Annotated in this window: 13 protein-coding genes; 6 read left to right on the top strand and 7 right to left on the bottom strand. The window is 63.5% G+C overall.

Features of this window, described 5'->3' with window-relative positions:
• Positions 1-241 precede the first annotated feature (241 nt).
• The 5 genes from AC3G2C_RS19490 to speA form a co-directional block, all read right to left on the bottom strand.
• A complete protein-coding gene (locus AC3G2C_RS19490) occupies positions 242-4,258 on the bottom strand; it encodes an autotransporter outer membrane beta-barrel domain-containing protein (protein WP_488386289.1) in 4,017 nt (1,338 codons plus the stop codon).
• A 397-nt stretch (positions 4,259-4,655) separates the two neighbouring features.
• Positions 4,656-5,516, bottom strand: coding sequence for an NAD(P)-dependent oxidoreductase (locus AC3G2C_RS19495; protein WP_488386290.1), 861 nt, complete (start codon positions 5,514-5,516; stop codon positions 4,656-4,658).
• 16 nt (positions 5,517-5,532) lie between these two features.
• Positions 5,533-6,711, bottom strand: coding sequence for a DUF3734 domain-containing protein (locus AC3G2C_RS19500; RefSeq protein ID WP_488386291.1), 1,179 nt, complete (start codon positions 6,709-6,711; stop codon positions 5,533-5,535).
• Positions 6,712-6,717: 6 nt separating this feature from the next.
• On the bottom strand, positions 6,718-7,503 hold the full coding sequence (locus tag AC3G2C_RS19505) for a 3-hydroxybutyrate dehydrogenase (RefSeq protein ID WP_488386292.1): 786 nt from the start codon (positions 7,501-7,503) through the stop codon (positions 6,718-6,720).
• A 197-nt stretch (positions 7,504-7,700) separates the two neighbouring features.
• Positions 7,701-9,590 (bottom strand): biosynthetic arginine decarboxylase, encoded by a 1,890-nt coding sequence (speA, locus tag AC3G2C_RS19510; protein WP_488386293.1) that lies wholly within the window; start codon positions 9,588-9,590, stop codon positions 7,701-7,703.
• 279 nt (positions 9,591-9,869) lie between these two features.
• On the opposite strand from speA, the gene speE reads away from it, so the two are divergent.
• The gene (gene speE / locus AC3G2C_RS19515; RefSeq protein WP_488386294.1) at positions 9,870-10,724 is read left to right on the top strand and encodes a polyamine aminopropyltransferase; all 855 of its coding nucleotides are present in this window, start codon (positions 9,870-9,872) and stop codon (positions 10,722-10,724) included.
• Between the two features lie 55 nt (positions 10,725-10,779).
• Here speE and AC3G2C_RS19520 read toward each other — a convergent pair whose 3' ends face one another.
• On the bottom strand, positions 10,780-10,980 hold the full coding sequence (locus AC3G2C_RS19520) for an antitermination protein NusB (RefSeq protein ID WP_488386295.1): 201 nt from the start codon (positions 10,978-10,980) through the stop codon (positions 10,780-10,782).
• Between the two features lie 225 nt (positions 10,981-11,205).
• On the opposite strand from AC3G2C_RS19520, the gene AC3G2C_RS19525 reads away from it, so the two are divergent.
• The 5 genes from AC3G2C_RS19525 (at position 11,206) to AC3G2C_RS19545 (ending at position 15,884) form a co-directional block, all read left to right on the top strand.
• Entirely contained in the window at positions 11,206-12,168 is a 963-nt protein-coding gene (locus AC3G2C_RS19525) for a hypothetical protein (RefSeq protein WP_488386296.1), read from the top strand.
• Positions 12,169-12,235: 67 nt separating this feature from the next.
• Entirely contained in the window at positions 12,236-12,868 is a 633-nt protein-coding gene (locus tag AC3G2C_RS19530) for a nucleotide-binding protein (RefSeq protein ID WP_488386297.1), read from the top strand.
• 39 nt (positions 12,869-12,907) lie between these two features.
• Positions 12,908-13,381 (top strand): SixA phosphatase family protein, encoded by a 474-nt coding sequence (locus tag AC3G2C_RS19535; protein WP_488386298.1) that lies wholly within the window; start codon positions 12,908-12,910, stop codon positions 13,379-13,381.
• Between the two features lie 15 nt (positions 13,382-13,396).
• Positions 13,397-13,993: a YceI family protein gene (locus AC3G2C_RS19540; protein WP_488386299.1), complete on the top strand. Its 597-nt coding sequence runs from the start codon at positions 13,397-13,399 to the stop codon at positions 13,991-13,993.
• Between the two features lie 49 nt (positions 13,994-14,042).
• Positions 14,043-15,884, top strand: coding sequence for a phospholipase D-like domain-containing protein (locus AC3G2C_RS19545; protein WP_488386300.1), 1,842 nt, complete (start codon positions 14,043-14,045; stop codon positions 15,882-15,884).
• A 205-nt stretch (positions 15,885-16,089) separates the two neighbouring features.
• Here the strand turns inward: AC3G2C_RS19545 and AC3G2C_RS19550 are convergent, their stop codons facing one another.
• Positions 16,090-16,593, bottom strand: coding sequence for an energy transducer TonB family protein (locus AC3G2C_RS19550; RefSeq protein ID WP_488386301.1), 504 nt, complete (start codon positions 16,591-16,593; stop codon positions 16,090-16,092).
• Positions 16,594-16,617: the final 24 nt, after the last annotated feature.

Below are 16,617 nucleotides of genomic sequence, written 5' to 3' on the forward strand. Positions count from 1 at the left end.
CGCGTTCTACAACCACCGGCGTCCGCACCAAGCGCTGGGGATGAAGACACCCGCTGAGGCTTATGCTTTAGCGGCCTGACCTGCGCAGGAACTGCTGGGTCATTACACGTGTCGAAAGACACGGCCCTTCTGTTGATGGCAATCGATATTCAACGAGATCGGCGCCTGGAATGACGCGACCATCCCGGTCGTTCCAGGCTTTCCGGAGCGTGCGAGGCCAAGCCACGCTCCGGCCTTCGGATCAGAACTGCCAACGCAAGCCCAGGTTCGCGCTCCAGCCCTGCTGGCCCGAATTGCCCGCGCGACCTTGGTAATCGGCTTGGCCGAACACCGAGACTGTAGACGTGAGCGAACCGGTCACACCCGCCCCAACCTGCCAGGCTTGTCCCCACGTGCCCGTGGCAAAGCTGTCGCTGATGCCATAGCTGCTCAGGGTCACGCGACTGCGGGAATCGGCGCTACCCAGGTAGTTCACCCGCACCCACGGCGACCAATGCTGGTTCGCCGCGGTCGTAAAGGTTTTGCCCATCATTACGCCAACGCGGCCCAGCCATGCGCCCGTATGCCCAGGGGAAACGGTGAGGTGATCCGCGTCGCTGAAGCTATCGCTTCGCAGCGACTGATAGACCACCTGCGCCTGCGGCTCGATGCGCAAACCGTTGGCAAGCTGGATCGGATAGCCACTTTCCAGCGCATAGGTCCACCCATGCGTCTTCATACGCGCCATTTCGCTACCGCGATACGGCGTTTCCACACGCGTGTCGTAATAGCTGCGCGCCACGGTACCGTCCATGTAGAAACCTGTCGCATGCACGTACGTGCCCGTGAGCGCACCGGTACCCGCACGTACGCGCATCGCGCTGGCGCCATCGATAGCCCGCGGTGCAATGCGGGACGTACCCGTGCCAGCGTAAAGCCCCAGGCGCCAGGTTGCGTTATCGCTATCCTTACGCAGCCAGGTGCCACCGAGCTGGATGCCGCGATCCTTCTGCTCAAAGCCAAACCCCAGATCCGCAACGCTCCGATCGCTGTGGTATTGGTAGTTACCACCAAACGTGCGCGCGAAGAATTCATCGGCCACCGAAGGATCGCCTGCATGGTCGCCGTGGACTTCACCAAGGCGATCGTGAAGGCTCGCCACGCTACGCAAGCCATACGACAACAACGCCGTCGATACACTCAAGTACGACGGCACCTGCGGTACCACGACGTTGCGTATGGGTGCGGGCGGCGTCACTTCCTCAGGCTCGGGATTCTCTGGCGTTGGCGTTGGCGTTGGCGTTGGCGTTGGCGTTGGTGTTGGTTTGGGCGTCGGTGCTGGCTCAGGAGAACCAGGGTTCTCCACGTCCGGGGGAGGCACTGGTCCGGGTGGAAAAGAAGGTCCTTCCGGCAACAAGGCAACAGGCTGCAGGCGGTAGTCCCAATAGCCATCGTAACCTCCCACAACTGCGCGGTTTTCTTGGCTACTCGCGCCAGGCTGATAGGCCACCAGCTCGTAGCGCCATGCTCCTGCCGCTAGATAACCGCCCTGTAGAACAAATGACGAAGCATCCGCGCGTCCTGCTACTTGCGCCAAGGACACACTGTAGTCCGACGACGCATCTGCGACCGCATTCCCTGCCTGGTGAGTAAACCAAGGCACGGGCACGACAACGAGCGCAGTGGTGCCCTCTACATTGCCATCGACCAGCACCTGGTCACTCCACATCGCATCTCGAGGTCCACTCAGCAAGGCATTGAGCGCGATCACTCCTCCGTGGCTGACCAAATCGCCACGAACATACAGCGCTCGGGGCCTCTCCACCGGGTAAGGCTCTGTAAACACCACATGCCCCTGCAGGTCCAGTCGCGATCGCTCACCCCTTAGATCGCCTCCGGAGTTCGCGATATCGGAGTCGCCGGTTACATTCCACACGCTACTTGAGTCAATGGAAACGCTACCGAGATTCTGCGCCGCACCCGTCCATTCAGAGTCATTGGTGAGACCAATATCCACATGCCCCGGATATACAGAGCGCGCGTCACCTAACAAAGAGACATTGCCATAGGCTTCTAAACTGACCAGCGCGGCGTACGGATCGATGACGGCAGGCTCTGGATCCTCCCCTTCGGACGCTCGCGTCATGATGACGTTATCAAGAAGTACACCGTTGCCACCTGTGATCTTCGCCCCGCCGCCTATATAGAGCCGGTTAACGCCAGCATCAACGTGAATCGCGGCATCTTCGATCGACGTTACGGAACCGCCATACATGCTGAAACTATTGATCTCGCGCGACGAGGTTGAGTAGGGACCAAATGCAATGCCATAACGGGACCCGACGATATCTGTGTCCCTGATTGAGGCACTGCTATTCCTTAGAACGAGGCCATCCGATCCTTCGCCACTGGTCTTAACGGCCGCTCCCATTGCCAAGACGAACGAGTCATCCACGCCCACTAAACCGTGAGACCCCACGCCAGTCGTCTGGATAGTGCTTCCCTCATTGAGGAGAACCCTCCCTGCATTCCGAGCAAAGGCGCCAAATGCCCCGTCTCCAGATGTACTTGCCGATGCATAAAAGGTGCTGACATTGCCGCCAAGGCTCGCGACAAGACCATGAGCCTCGCCTCCAAACGTAGCCACGCTAGCGCCGTCATACAGGACGATCCGTCCCTTCTCCGCGTTCACACCCCACGATGCGTTGCCGCCTTTGTCGTAACCACCACGCGTTTGTATCTTGGTTCCCTCCGCAGCAATGAGACTCATCGCATCACTCGCGTCCAGGCCAATAGATCCGCCTCCATTGGTGGCAACATTTCCCCCAAAGAGATCAATCCTTGCCGACCCCACCGCAAGAACAGCGGAACTTTCATCTGCGGTCGTCTCGGCAGAGACATCGTGGGCGACTATTTGGGCGAGCTCGCCAATGGCAAACATCGCTCTAGAATGAACGCCGTTCGTTCTTATTGAAACGTCGCTCAAACGAACTTCACCACCGATATCAGCTTGCGCCCCTGCCGAGTAGAGGCCGTTCGTAACCACAGACACGTGGTCTGCATGGACACTGGTACCTCGGGCGTTTGCGTAGAGGCCTTTTGAATTATGGTTAAGGGTCTCGATAGCGCTGTCTCTTAACCACACACTGGCACCTTCTCCAATGGCTTGCACACCGTTTGAGGAACTGCCATTTGTCGTAATGCTTATGGCTTCGGCCGAAACGCTCGACCCCATGCCCAAGGCGCGCAATCCGTCAGACCGCTCATGCGTGACCACCTCTCCGCCAATTATCGATATGGCGCTGCCATACGCCGCTTCAATAGCATGAGACGATGCGCCAAAGGTGGTGATCGACGTGTTGCGCGCGACCACTTTCGAGCCTTCACTTGTAGCCAAAAGGCCACGCGAAGCATCACCCAAAGTCGTTATTGAGCTTGCGAGCAAATCGATTTCGGAAGTACCCGACAGGGAAAACACTCCTGAAGAATTCCACCCCACAGTGCGAACAGCTATGCCAGTTGCGGAGATATGTGATCCATCACCAAACGCTCTCAACCCGTCACTGTAGGATCCATGGGTGATCACCGAACCACCTAGAAGATCGATTCGCGCACCATAGTAGACGCTCGCTCCATAGGAACTCTGTCCATACATTTCAACGGCAGTGTTGTTCGCTCTCAGAATTGCCGACCCGTTGCCTTCGCCATCGCCTAAACCGTTGGCCCAAAGGCCAACCGAGCGATCGCCGTAAGCCTGCACGCGGCCCTGATTCATCGTAATTGCCCCGCCGTCTTCAACGACTATGGCGTATGCCTGCAGGCCTTGAGACTTGATCAGCAGATCGTTCGCTACCAGCTGCGATCCAAAAGAATGTGCTGATAAGCCCGAAGATCGGGAGCCTTCCGTTGAAACACTCCCTCCCGCCAGTTGTGCATATCCACCACCGGTGACATCGACTCCCGCCGCCCACACACCCGACGTCGTCAACACCAAGTTCTGCCCTAATAATTTTGAACCAGGGTCCAGAACTTTAATTGCCAGTTCGCCGTCGCGACTTGTCGTGACGGAGTCGCCACTCAGAACCGCATTTTGGCCGCCTCGTACAAATACCGTAGTCGTATAGTCCGCAGCCCAAGCCGTGGATGGGCTGGAAGCCAACGCCACAGCGATTACCGGCGAAGACACCAACGCCACGCGGCCATGGCTCTTGGCAAGTTCTGACGCGACCACCCAGGTCGACGTCACTTTGTTCCAGACAAGTCGAAAAATACGATTCACTCGGCACTCTCCATGCGATCGTCGCCATGCCTTCGCAAATCGAACCACGCTGGGTGCAGCGTCGATGACGGGAAGAACACGTTGCGAACAGGTAAATCGCAAATTATTGCGGATGGGGCGCCGGCGTGATCGGCGGAGTGCTGGTCATGAGGCCTATTTGTGTCAGCGCCTTTATCGTCTTCTTCTGTAGGTCTTCGCTATGTACGGCTGAGAATGACAAAGGCCGCACATAGAAGTGCGGCCTTTGCTTGGATCAACGAGTATCGCTGTACTCAGAATTGCATCTCATGAAGCCGTTGCGGCCGCGACGCGCAGATGCCGGATGCGCACGACGGCTTCAAGTCGCTGGATTCCTGCGATCGCAGGAATAACGAGCAGCGACTTGTTCAGGCCCTTCTTAGCTCTTGCGCTTGAGGCGGATCAATCCCGAGATGTCGTCGTCACCATAACCCTGGCTCATCAGTTCGGCGTAGTCGGCGAGCGAGCGCTCGATGACGCTGCGGTTGGTGCCGGCGTTTTCGGCAATGCGACGCACGATGCCCAGATCCTTGTGCAGCAGGCCCAGCTTGAAGCCCACGCTGAACTCGTTGCGCAGCATGGTGGCGCCGCGCTTTTCCAGGAACCAGTTGCCGGCCGCACCCGCGCCCAGCGTGGGCAGCAAGCGCTCCGGGTCCAGCCCCAGGGCTTCGGCCAGCGCGAGCCCTTCGCACACGCCCTGGGCAATGCCCGCCACCAGCACCTGGTTTACGGCCTTGGTGGCCTGGCCGGCGCCCACGTCACCCAGATGGGTGATGCGCAGCGCATAGGCTTCCAGCACTGGGCGTGCATGGTCGAGCACGGCGGCATCGCCGCCCACCATCACCGACAGCTTGCCGTTCTTTGCACCTTCCACGCCGCCGGATACCGGGGCGTCGAGGAAGTGCGCGCCCACGGCGGCAAGACGCGCCGCGGCCTGCTTGGCTGTATCCGGCGCGACAGTGGAGTGATCCACCACGATGGTGCCGGGCTTGATGTGCGGCACCAGCGCATCGACCAGCCCGAGCACATCGGCGTCGGCGGTGACGCATAGCGCGATCACGTCGCATTGCGCGGCGATATCCGCCAGCGACGGCGCGACCACGCCCAACTGCTGGGCGACGGCATCGGCGTTCGCCTGCGTGCGGCTGCTCACCGCGTGGAGCAGGCCGTGGGCTTTCAGATGGCCGGCCATCGGCGTGCCCATGGCGCCGAGTCCGATAAATGCTGCCTTGAGACTCATGAGTTTTCCTGGTGGTTCAGTCTTCACAATGAATGTCGTGCGTCACGAAGGGGTGCTCGGCGCTGGGCCGCGCGAACCACTGCGGCTCCGCCAGCGTGCACTGTACGTCCTCCATGCCACTGTTCCAGTGCTGGTGCATGCTGGCCAGACTGAACTCGTAATCCTTGTAGTGCCCTTCGTACGGCTTGTTGCGGTAGATGAGGTGGAACAGATTCACCAGCGCGCCGCCCGCGTGGATTTCCGCCTGGCGATAGGCCGGCTGCTGGCGTTGATCTTCCGGCACCAGGGCCATCACGTCTTGCAGCAGGCGTTGCTGGCGCTGGCGCAGGCTCATGTACTCGGTGATGAGGCGGGTGCGGCTGGAGTACTGGATGTCCTTGGCGCGCGAGGTCACCTCGGCAAGATCGCGCGGCACCTCGCCGCGCGCGCTCCATAGATCCACCTGGAAGATGAGCGAGTCGCGACAGTTGGCATCGGACAGCACTTTGTACAGCGGCGTGTTGGAAACCATGCCGCCATCCCAGTAGAACTCGCCGTCGATCTCGGTGGCGGGAAAGCCCGGCGGCAGCGAGCCGGACGCCATGAAATGCTCCACCCGCAGCGGGCCTTCGGTGTTGTCGAAGTACGCGAAGTTGCCGGTGCGAATGTTCACCGCGCCCACGGAGACGCGCATGGCGGTCTTGTGGTTGATGCGGTCGAAATCCACCAGCCGCTCCAGCGTGCTGCGCAAGGGCGAGGTGTCGTACCAGCTCGCCGTGGTGGGCGAGGCGCGCCACGGCAGCAGCGGAAACGGGCGCGGCGTGAAGAAACCCGGCTGCCCTTCGGTGAGCGCGCGCCACGCGGCCCAGCCACTCAGGCCGTTCTGCCAGGGCAGCTCCCACGCGCCCGGATCGAGCGGCAGCGTGGGCCACAACGGCAACAGCGGCGGGCGGCAGATGGTCTGCCAGAACTCGCGCAAGCGTTCCACCCGATGCTTGGGCGGATTGCCGGCGATGATCGCGGCGTTCAACGCGCCGATGGAGATGCCGGCTACCCAATGGGGATGGATGCCGGCCTCGTCCAGACTTTGATACACACCGGCCTGGTACGCGCCCAGCGCGCCGCCGCCCTGTAAAACCAGGGCGACGGTGCGGTAGTCACGCTTTACCGCCTCGGCCAGCTCCGCCATGGAGGGAACGTGCTTGGCGATATCCATGGCGGCTTACTGCATGTACCAGCCGTGGCTGACCACGATGGACTGGCCCGTGAGCGCCGCGGAAGGGAAGGTGGCGAGGTAGAGCGCGGTTTGCGCGATGTCCTCCACCGTGGTGAACACACCGTCCACGGTGTCCTTGAGCATGACGTTCTTGATCACCTCGGCCTCGCTGATGCCCAGCTCCTTGGCCTGCTCGGGGATCTGCTTTTCCACCAGCGGCGTGCGCACGAAGCCCGGGCAGATCACGTGCGAGCGCACGTTGTGGGCGGCGCCCTCTTTCGCCAGCGTGCGCGCCAGGCCCAGCAGGCCATGCTTGGCGGCCACGTAGGCGGACTTGAGCTTGGAGGCTTCGTGCGAATGCACCGAGCCCATGTAGATCACGATGCCGCCGCGATCATCCTTGTACATGTGCTTGAGCGCGGCCTTGGTGGTGAGGAAGCCGCCGTCCAGGTGGATGGCGAGCATCTTCTTCCAGTCGGCGAAGGCGAACTGATCGATCGGGTTGATGATCTGCACGCCCGCGTTGGAGATGAGGATGTCCAGGTGACCGAAAGCCGCGACGACCTTGTCGGTGCCGGCGTTGACCGCGTTTTCGTCGGTCACATCCATGGCGATGCCGATCGCCTTGCCGCCGGCCGCGTTAATCTCGGCCGCGGTCGCATCGGCCGCCTGCTGATTGATATCGGCAATCGCCACCGCAGCGCCGTTCTTGGCGTACAGCTCTGCGATCGCTTTGCCCAGGCCGCTGGCTGCGCCTGTGATGAGTGCCACCTTGCCGTCGAGACTTGCCATAACCACTCCTATCGATGGGGAACGGGGAAAGCAGAAACGGTGTCAGCTTGTCGCCTGTGCCGTCTTTGACGACAAAGGCTGTCATAGCTTGCGGTGTGCGGCCATGCGACGAATGGACAATTCAACCGTGGCCCGCCTGGTTGGTCATTCCCGCCGCATCAGAATCGACGCGCAGGAGGCGCAAGGCATTCGCCGTGTTAACGCACACCTTCGGAAAGGTAGGTATATCCCGTCAAACCTTCATTCAAGGTGACAAACAGCGCTTCGGCCGGCTCGCCCTGTACGCCCGCCGCTGCGATGCGCTCGCGGTAGCTGCGGCGCAGTGCCTCCAGGTCGTAGCCCACGTAATCGAGCATCAGGTCGGTGGTGTCGCCACGGCGCTTATGCGCGAACACGTACGAATCGCCATCCACGCGCACGTTCACCGCGTCGGTGTCGCCGAACAGGTTGTGGATGTCGCCCAGGGTTTCCTGGTACGCGCCGACCATGAAAATGCCCAGGCGATAGCTTTCCTCGTCCTTGAGCGCGTGCAGCGGCAGGCTCACGTCCACGCCTTCGGCATCGACGTAGTCGTCGATGCGGCCGTCGGAATCGCAGGTGAGGTCCACGATGACGCCGCGACGGGTGGGCTCTTCATCCAGGCGGGCAATCGGCGCAATCGGGAAGATCTGGTCGATGGCCCAGATGTCGGGCACCGATTCGAACACCGAGAAGTTGACGAAGTACTTGTCCACCAGCTTCTCGTCCAGCTCGTCCATCGCCTGGCGATGCGACCGCTCTGCCGGCAGCAAGCGCGTGCGCACGGCATTGGCGATGGCGTAGTACATGTCGTCCAGGTGCGCGCGGTCTTCCAGGTTGAGCTGGCCCAGCGCGTACAGCGCCTGGCCTTCGGCCAGGTGGTGCTGGGCTTCGTGGAACAGTTCCAGCGCGGGGCGCACGTCCAGTTCGGCCCAGGTTTCGCGCAGGCGACGCAGCACGGCTGGCTCGTGGTCGTGGGCCGGGGGAATCTGGCCGGGGGGCACCGGCTCCACTTCGGTCACGTTCACCACCATTACGGCGTGGTGCGCGGTCATGGCGCGGCCGGCTTCGGTGATGATGTGCGGCGCGGGCAGGTTTTCTTCCGCCACCGCCTCGGCCAGCGACTGCACGATGGTGGCCGCGTACTGCTCGATGGAGTAGTTGATCGAGTTGTGGCTGCGCGAGCGCGAGCCTTCGTAGTCCACGCCCAGGCCACCGCCCACGTCCACGATGTCCAGCGGCACGCCCATGCGCTTGAGCTCCACGAAATAGCGCGTGGCTTCGCGCATGCCGTTGGCGATGTCGCGCACGTTGGAGATCTGCGAACCCATGTGGAAGTGCTGCAGCTTGAGCGTGTGCTTGAGGCCCGCCTGCTCCAGACGCTCCACCAGGGTGAGCACCTGGCTGGGCGAAAGACCGAACTTGCCCTTGTCGCCGCCGGTGTTCTGCCACTTGCCCGCGCCGATGGAAGCCAGGCGCACGCGCACGCCCAGCAGCGGCTCCACATCCAGCGCCTTGGCTTCGGTAAACACGTGATCGAGCTCGGAGAGCTTCTCGATCACGATGTGCACGCGCAAGCCCAGCTTGAGGCCGATGAGCGCCAGGCGGATGTATTCGCGGTCCTTATAGCCGTTGCAGATCACGATGCTGCCGGGGCGGGCCATGGCCAGCACCGCCATCAACTCGGGCTTGGAGCCGGCTTCCAGGCCAAAACCGTGTTCGCCGGCGGCCACCAGCTCGCCGGCCACGCCGCGTTGCTGGTTCACCTTGATCGGATAAACGGCGGTATAGCCGCCCGCGTAGCTCCACTCGCCGATGGCCTTGGCGAAGGCGTCCTGCAGGCGCTTGAGACGATCGGCAAGAATGTCGGGAAAGCGCACGAGCAGCGGCAGGCGCAAGCCTTCGGCGCGGGCGCGGTCCACGATGGCCGGCAGCGACAGCGCCGGGCCGGTGGCGCCCTTGGGGCGCATCACGATGTGGCCGGCGTCGTTGATGTCCACATAACCGTCGCCCCAGTGCGGTACGGCGTAGGTATGGCGGGCAGCGTCAATGTTCCAGTGCTTCGACATGGAGGGTTCCTTGGAATGAAACGGGCGTGCAACACCCTGAACATGTCGTCGCAGCGGCGGAGCCTTGACGAAAGCAAAGTCAGCCGGCCGGAAGCCTCGCACGCCGCGGGGCCGGACAGACCTGACGGCCTGCGGCGACATCGCGCGGCAGTCCGGACGGCTATTGTAACGGCGTCTTGTGACAATGTGCCCACCGCCGTTCCAGCCGGTTCGACGGATATCGGCGCCAGTTCGGCTACAATTGGCGTTCTTTGACCCCATCGTTTGCAGGATCAACCCATGTCGCAGCACCCCACCTGGTTCACCGAAGCCCATCAGGCCTCCGGCTCCTCCATCGGTTATCGCGTGGAGAAGCTGCTGCATGCCGAGAAAACCCCGTTCCAGACGATCGAGATCTACCAGACCACCGACTGGGGCAACCTCATGGTGATCGACGGCTGCGTGATGCTCACCAGCCGCGACAACTTCCTCTATCACGAAATGATGACCCACCCGGCGCTGTTCACCCATGCGCGCGCCAAGCGCGTGGTGATCATCGGCGGCGGCGACTGCGGCACGCTGCGTGAAGTGCTCAAGCACGAGGAAGTGGAGCACGCCGTGCAGGTGGAGATCGACGAGCGCGTCACCCGCCTGGCCGAGCAGTATTTCCCGGAGCTGTGCGAATCCAACAACGACCCGCGCGCCGAGCTGCTGTTCATCGACGGCATCAAGTACATGGCCGAGGCGGAGCCGGAGTCGCTGGACCTGATCATCGTGGACTCGACCGATCCGGTCGGCCCGGCCGAAGGTCTCTTCAATGCCGCCTTCTACGCCAGCTGCTACAAGGCCCTGCGCCACGGCGGCATCCTGGTGCAGCAGTCCGAGTCGCCGCTGGCGCACATGGAGCTGATCAAGTCCATGCGTTCGGCCATGCGCACCGCCGGTTTCAGCGCGGTGAAGACGCTGCCGTTCCCGCAGCCGTGCTACCCCACCGGCTGGTGGAGCTGCACCATGGTGCGCAAGGGCGGCGACCTGGCCGGCTTCCGCGAGCGCGGCGCGCTGAGCAAGAACTTCCCCACCCGCTACTACAACGCCGACATGCACAAGGCGGCGCTGGCCCAGCCGGAATTCATGCGCGAAGCGCTGGGCGAGTAAACCCGTCCGCTCCAACGAGGCCCGCTACCGGCGACGGTGGCGGGCCTCGTCGTTTTCAGAACAGGGTCTGGCGAGCCTTGGGCAGCAGTACCAGCACCAGCGTGGCCAAGGGGCCGAACACCAGCGACAGCAGGAACCACCACAGGCCACTGCGATTCTTGCCCTGGGCCAACCCCGCGTTGATCAGCGCCAGCGTGCCCCAGCCCACGAACCACGGGGTCGCCCGGCCGTCGGCCAAGATGGAAAGCTCATTCACTACCTGTCTCCTGTGCTGCGCGGGATGACAGTTCATCCCGGGGCGTCGCTAAGCAGCCATGCTAACAAGCCAGGGGGTCATATCCCGGCGCGCCCCTTCCCTAGGATCAGGCGAGCTTAATGCTAGAGCGGTATGCTGGCCGCTTCGATGTCACAAGGAATTTCCATGCGTGGACGGCGCTTGCTAACAATCGGCCTGGTCTTGGCAACTCTCGCGGCTCCGGTCATGGCCGCCAAGGCCCCGGCCAAGGCGCCCGCGGTCGATAAGCAAACCGCTGCGCGACGCCAGGCCCTGCTGGCCTTCCAGAAGGATCTGGTCAGTGTCATCGCACCCCAGGCGGCGCCCCTGCCCCTGCTCGGCGGCGCCCTGTTGGCCCGCCCGCTCAACGACCTGCCCGAGTTCAACAGCTTTCACGCGCTGATTGTCCGCGCATCGCAGGCCGAGGGCGCCGGCCCGGAAATCAACTGGGTACGACTGAGCGACTGCGACGCCAAGGCCGACAGTTGCCCCAACGTGGATGCCATGAACACGCTGGTGAAGCAGGCCCCGGACAACGCCGCGGTATGGCTGCTCAAGATCGGCCAGGACCTGCGCGACAACAAGCAGGACGCCGCACGCGACGACCTGGCCAAGGCTGCCGCCGCCAAGCTTTATGACGACTACACCGGCGCCAGCCTCAAGGCACTGGCCACCACCGTCACCCTGCTGCCCCCGCCCGCGGCGGCCATGAGCCCGCTGGCAGCCAACGGCGCGGCCAGCATGCAGGTCATGATGGTGTTCGGTCTGGCCGAAACGCAGCCCCAGCCCGGCCTGCAGGCCACCGCACGATTGTGCGAGGAAGGCAGTAAAGACGCCGCGGTGAAGGCGGACTGCCTCAAGCTGGGCAAGGTGCTCGAATGGAGTTCCAGTCCGCTCGCCCGCTCGCTGGGCCTGCATCTGCGCGAAGTACTCACCGACGACACCGCCCAGCAAGACGACGCCCGTCGCGCTCGCCGCAATCTGGTTTGGCAGGTGCAGAACTTCGCCGAACTCTCGGGCCGCGCCCAAGGGGACGCCGCCGTGGCCCAGCACCTGCTGGCCCTGGCTCGCTCGGGCGGCACCGAAATGAGCCTGATGCTCACCGCGCTGCGCGACTACAACATCAACGTGGACGCCCCCGCCGACTGGCAGCCGAACAAAGCCAGTTGAACCCGCTTGCGTCGCTGCCCCAACCATCGTGTAGGCTTGGCCTCAGCTTGGTTACAGGGGCAGCGAGATGCTGACGGTACTGGTGGCAAGCAGCAAAGGCGGTTGTGGCAAGAGCACGCTGGTGACCCAGCTCGCTTCGCATTGGTCGCAAGACGGCAAGCGCACGGCGATCGTCGATGCCGACCGCCAGCTCTCCGGCTACCGCTGGGCCAGCCGGCGCCCGGACAACGTACCGGGCGTACTGGCGCTGGAGGGCGGCCGCCGCGCCTTGGACAAGCTCCCCCCCGACACCCAGCGCCTACTCATCGACACCCCCGCCGGTTCCCAGGAACGGGACCTTGAGCCCTACCTCGAAAAGGCCGACGTGGTGTTGGTGCCGGTGTTGCCGTCAACCTTCGACCTCGATGCCACGTTCGACTTCCTGCAGCACCTCGCGCAAATCAATCGCATCAAGCGCGGCAAACTGCCGGTAGGGCTGGTGGGCAATCGCCTCAAGCCCTGGACCAACGCAAGCCAGGAGGCCATGGCACAGGTGGCTGAGCAGTCCCCCTTCCCGCTGGTGGCGCAGCTGCGCGATAGCCAGGCCTACGTGCTACTGACGGCGCTGGGCAAAGGCATTTTCGACTACGCCTCGGAGAATGTCCGCAGTCACCAGGAGGATTGGAAACACCTCCTGCGCTGGATCAAGCGCCAGCATTGAATTATCCGGCCAACCAGCCGACCTAGGAGCACACACGCTATGCACGAACTTATCCTGTTGCGCCATGCCGAAGCCCAGCCGGCCACCAGCGGAGGGGATGACCCCAGCCGGCGCCTGAGCGGGCGCGGCGAACAGGAAGCCCGCGCGGCGGGGCAGTGGCTGGCAAAGCACGGCGTGAAACCCGATCGCGTGCTGTGCTCGCCCTCCGAACGTACACGGAGCACCGCCACCTTGGCGTTGGCGGCGCTACCGGGCGCACCGGCGCTGCAGCTGGCGGACGGCATCTATGAAGCCACGCCCGGCGAACTAATGGCGCTGCTCGACCAGCACGGCGATGCCGGCACTGTCATGTTGATCGGCCACAATCCAGGCATCGAGCGCCTGGTGGCGCTGCTGGTGGAAGGGCGCTCGGACGAATTCCGTGGCATGCCGCCTGCCGGCCTCGCCGTGTTGCACCTCAACGGGCCGCTGGAGCCAGGCAACGCGCGATTGGATGCGTTCTGGTCTCCCTGATCGAAAGGTTCGCGTGTGAGCTATCCGGCGTCGAGGTGGTCGCGTTACGGTCATCGGCACCGCTGGATAGCTCTGCTGCTCGCCCTGCTGGCTTGCCCAGCCTACGCCGCCGACTACCGCATCGACCCCGCCCGCTCGCACGCCGACTTTGGCGTTCGCCTGTTCTGGCTCAGCCAGATCAGCGGGCGTTTTGAGGAAATCGACGGCGACGTCACCCTGAGCAGCCTGCACGACACAGCCGTGGTGGACGCACGCATCACGGTGGACAGCATCCAAATGGGCTCGGACCGCATTCGACGCTGGGTGCTGGCGCCGGAGTTCTTCGATGTGCTGCGCTACCCGTCCATCCGCTTCATCTCCGAGCCCATCTCACTGAACATGCTGGAGAAGGGAGGCGACCTGGACGGCACCCTCACCCTGCGAGGGATCACCCGGCCGGCCCGTTTCGAGTTGCTGCCCTCGCGCTGCCCGCTGGAATCGCCGCAACAGTGCGTGATCGCGGTGCGCGGCACCATCCAGCGCAGCGACTTCGGCATGAACGGACACCGCACCGCGTTGTCGGACAACGTGGAACTGGGCCTGATGATCAGCCTGGATTACGCCAAGCAGTAACAACCATCCGTATCATCGCGCCATGCGCCAACGCGGGATCGCCCTTTCCATGTTGCTCGTTGCGATCCTGCTCTCGGCGGGATGCAGCGTGTCGCCTGCGCGCGTGCGCCGGGCGGACACCATCGTGGCCGACCAAAGCGACCGCACGCTGGACTGCCCGCGCCCTGACCACTGCGCCATCGACTCGCCCCTGCTCGATGCCGCGCGCCAGGCCATGAGCGACTCCACCGACGACGAGCCGGTGCACGTGGTGACCCTGCTCAACGATAGCGAGGCCGCCATGGTGGCTCGCCTCAACCTCATTCGGGCCGCCCAGCACAGCATCGACGTGCAGACCTATATCTGGGACCAGGACGACGCTGGCCAATTGGTGCTCAACGAGTTGCTCGCGGCAGCACGACGCGGCGTGAAGGTACGCATTCTTGCCGACCAGCTCTTTTCCTTCGGCGACCCCGTGTTGCTGCAACGCCTTGCCAGCGTTCACGAGAACCTGGAAGTGCGCCTGTACAACCCAACCTTCCACGAAGCGCAAACCTCCGCCGTGGAATTTGGCGCCGGCATCGTGTGCTGCTTTCTCACGTTCAACCAGCGCATGCACAACAAGCTGCTGCTGGTGGACGACACGATCGGCATCACCGGCGGCCGCAATTACCAGGACCGCTACTTCGACTGGGACAACGATTTTGACTACGTGGACCGCGACGTGATGGTCGGCGGCCCCGCGGCGCGCGCCATGGCAAGCAGCTTCGACACGTTTTGGCAGCACAAGCGCGCCGTTCCCCTGACACGGTTGCGCGACGTGAACCGCCGCATCCTCGACGACCCTCCACCCGGCCCTTGGCCCGCACCGCGCTACGCCCACCCGCAACGCGTGGCCCGCGTGCAGGAAGAGGCCGAGGACGACGACTGGCTTGAAGACGCCCTGGTATCGGAAACTTTGCGTACCGGCCGCGTGGATTTCTTCAGCGACTTGCCCGCCAAAACCGAAGACCCACAAAAGCGCAGCGCCCGCGAGTTCACCGCGCACGTCATGCGCCTGGTCAACGCGGCGCAGCACGAGGTGGTGCTGCAAACCCCCTACCTGGTGCTGAGCCAACGCGCGCAGGACATCTTCAGCCAGTTGCACCAGCGGCAGGCACCGCCGCGCATCATCGTCTCCACCAACTCGCTGGCGTCCACCGATGCATTCGCGGTCTATGCCATCTCCTACAAGCACCGCAAGCGCTACCTGAAGAACTACGGCTTCGAGATCTACGAACTGAAACCGCATGCCGCCGGCCCCACCGAAGACAACGCCGATGCCGCCGACGACGCTGGCCCCATGCCTTCGCTTGGCAGCGGGCAGCCGCAGGTGCGCCGGCGCGTAGGTACCGAGCGCGGCCTGCTGGGTAGTCATGGCAGCGCGCGCCGCAACCGCCCGGCGCCGCTCACCAGCGAAGGCCGCCGATTCGGCCTGCACGCCAAATCCATCGTGGTGGACGACGACTTCGCCATGGTTGGCTCGCACAACTTCGATCCGCGCTCGGATCACTACAACACCGAGGCCGGTGTGATCGTGTACGACGCACGCTTCGCGAGCGAACTGCGCGAGAGCATCCTGCGCGACACGCAGCCTGAAAACGCCTGGGTGGTGGCCCCGCGCCAGCAGAGCGAGTTGAGCATGGCCATCGGCGATCTTTCCGCCAGTCTGCCGGTGTTCGACCTGTGGCCCTATCGCTACGCCACCAGCTACGACCTCAAGGCTGGTTGCACGCCGATGCGCCCCAGCGACCCCGCGTTCCTCAGTTGCTACACGCCGGTGGGCGATTTCCCCGAGGTAGCGATTTCGTCCAAGCTGATCTACACACGACTCATCACCGCCTTTGGCGCCGGCGTGAAGGGCGTGCTCTAAATTGCGCTAGGGAAGGTCCGATAAATTGCCTTCTTGTCCGTCATTCCTGCGGACCCCAAAAAGGGGGCGAGAGCAGGAGGTGCTTTCTAACAGCCGAAGGGCTGGTCATCCAGTGCCTTTACGTTCAGCGATTTACAGGCACTGGATCCCAGCTCTCGCCCCCTTTTTGGGGTTCGCTGGGATGACGATCAAAATCAGAGCTTCCCTAAGGCGTTGGCACGCTGGCGGCGAAACGCATCACCAGGCGGCCACTGAGTCCTTGCGGGCGATCGGCCGGCACGGCAAAGCGCCAGCGCTGCACCGTGCGCACGGCGCGCGCATCCAGCCCATTGTCGCCACTGCTCTGCACCACGCTGGCCTGCTGTACGTGCCCTTCGCCGTCCACGCGCAAGCTCAGCTCCACCTTGCCCTCGCCCCAGGCGTCACGCGACCACAACGACGCGGGCAGCGGTGGCATCTCCAACGGTGTGAGTTCCGGCTCGGCGGGCAACGGCGCGGGTGACGACGCAGCCACCGGCGCGGGGGCTGGGGGCGCCGCAGCCGCGCGCGCATGTCGCCGCAGCATGGCGCGCACCTTATCGGGGCGCGGCGCAGCCTGCCCGGGCGGGCCATCCCATTGATCGGTGAAGGTACTGAGCCAGGCGGTGCCGGCAATGCCCACGCCCAACGTGAGCAAACTCAGGCCAACGGTGCTGCGCAGGCGCCACATACCCAGTCGCGATGCGCCTGACGC

This window comes from Frateuria sp. sgz306004, from assembly GCF_057750885.1.

Excerpts from the sequence above, each read along its gene's own strand:
- AC3G2C_RS19495 (WP_488386290.1), bottom strand. The coding sequence starts at position 5,516 with ATGAGTCTCAAGGCAGCATTTATCGGACTCGGCGCCATGGGCACGCCG.
- AC3G2C_RS19500 (WP_488386291.1), bottom strand. The coding sequence starts at position 6,711 with ATGGATATCGCCAAGCACGTTCCCTCCATGGCGGAGCTGGCCGAGGCG.
- AC3G2C_RS19505 (WP_488386292.1), bottom strand. The coding sequence starts at position 7,503 with ATGGCAAGTCTCGACGGCAAGGTGGCACTCATCACAGGCGCAGCCAGC.
- speA (WP_488386293.1), bottom strand. The coding sequence starts at position 9,590 with ATGTCGAAGCACTGGAACATTGACGCTGCCCGCCATACCTACGCCGTA.
- speE (WP_488386294.1), top strand. The coding sequence starts at position 9,870 with ATGTCGCAGCACCCCACCTGGTTCACCGAAGCCCATCAGGCCTCCGGC.
- AC3G2C_RS19525 (WP_488386296.1), top strand. The coding sequence starts at position 11,206 with ATGGCCGCCAAGGCCCCGGCCAAGGCGCCCGCGGTCGATAAGCAAACC.
- AC3G2C_RS19530 (WP_488386297.1), top strand. The coding sequence starts at position 12,236 with ATGCTGACGGTACTGGTGGCAAGCAGCAAAGGCGGTTGTGGCAAGAGC.
- AC3G2C_RS19535 (WP_488386298.1), top strand. The coding sequence starts at position 12,908 with ATGCACGAACTTATCCTGTTGCGCCATGCCGAAGCCCAGCCGGCCACC.
- AC3G2C_RS19545 (WP_488386300.1), top strand. The coding sequence starts at position 14,043 with ATGTTGCTCGTTGCGATCCTGCTCTCGGCGGGATGCAGCGTGTCGCCT.
- AC3G2C_RS19550 (WP_488386301.1), bottom strand. The coding sequence starts at position 16,593 with ATGTGGCGCCTGCGCAGCACCGTTGGCCTGAGTTTGCTCACGTTGGGC.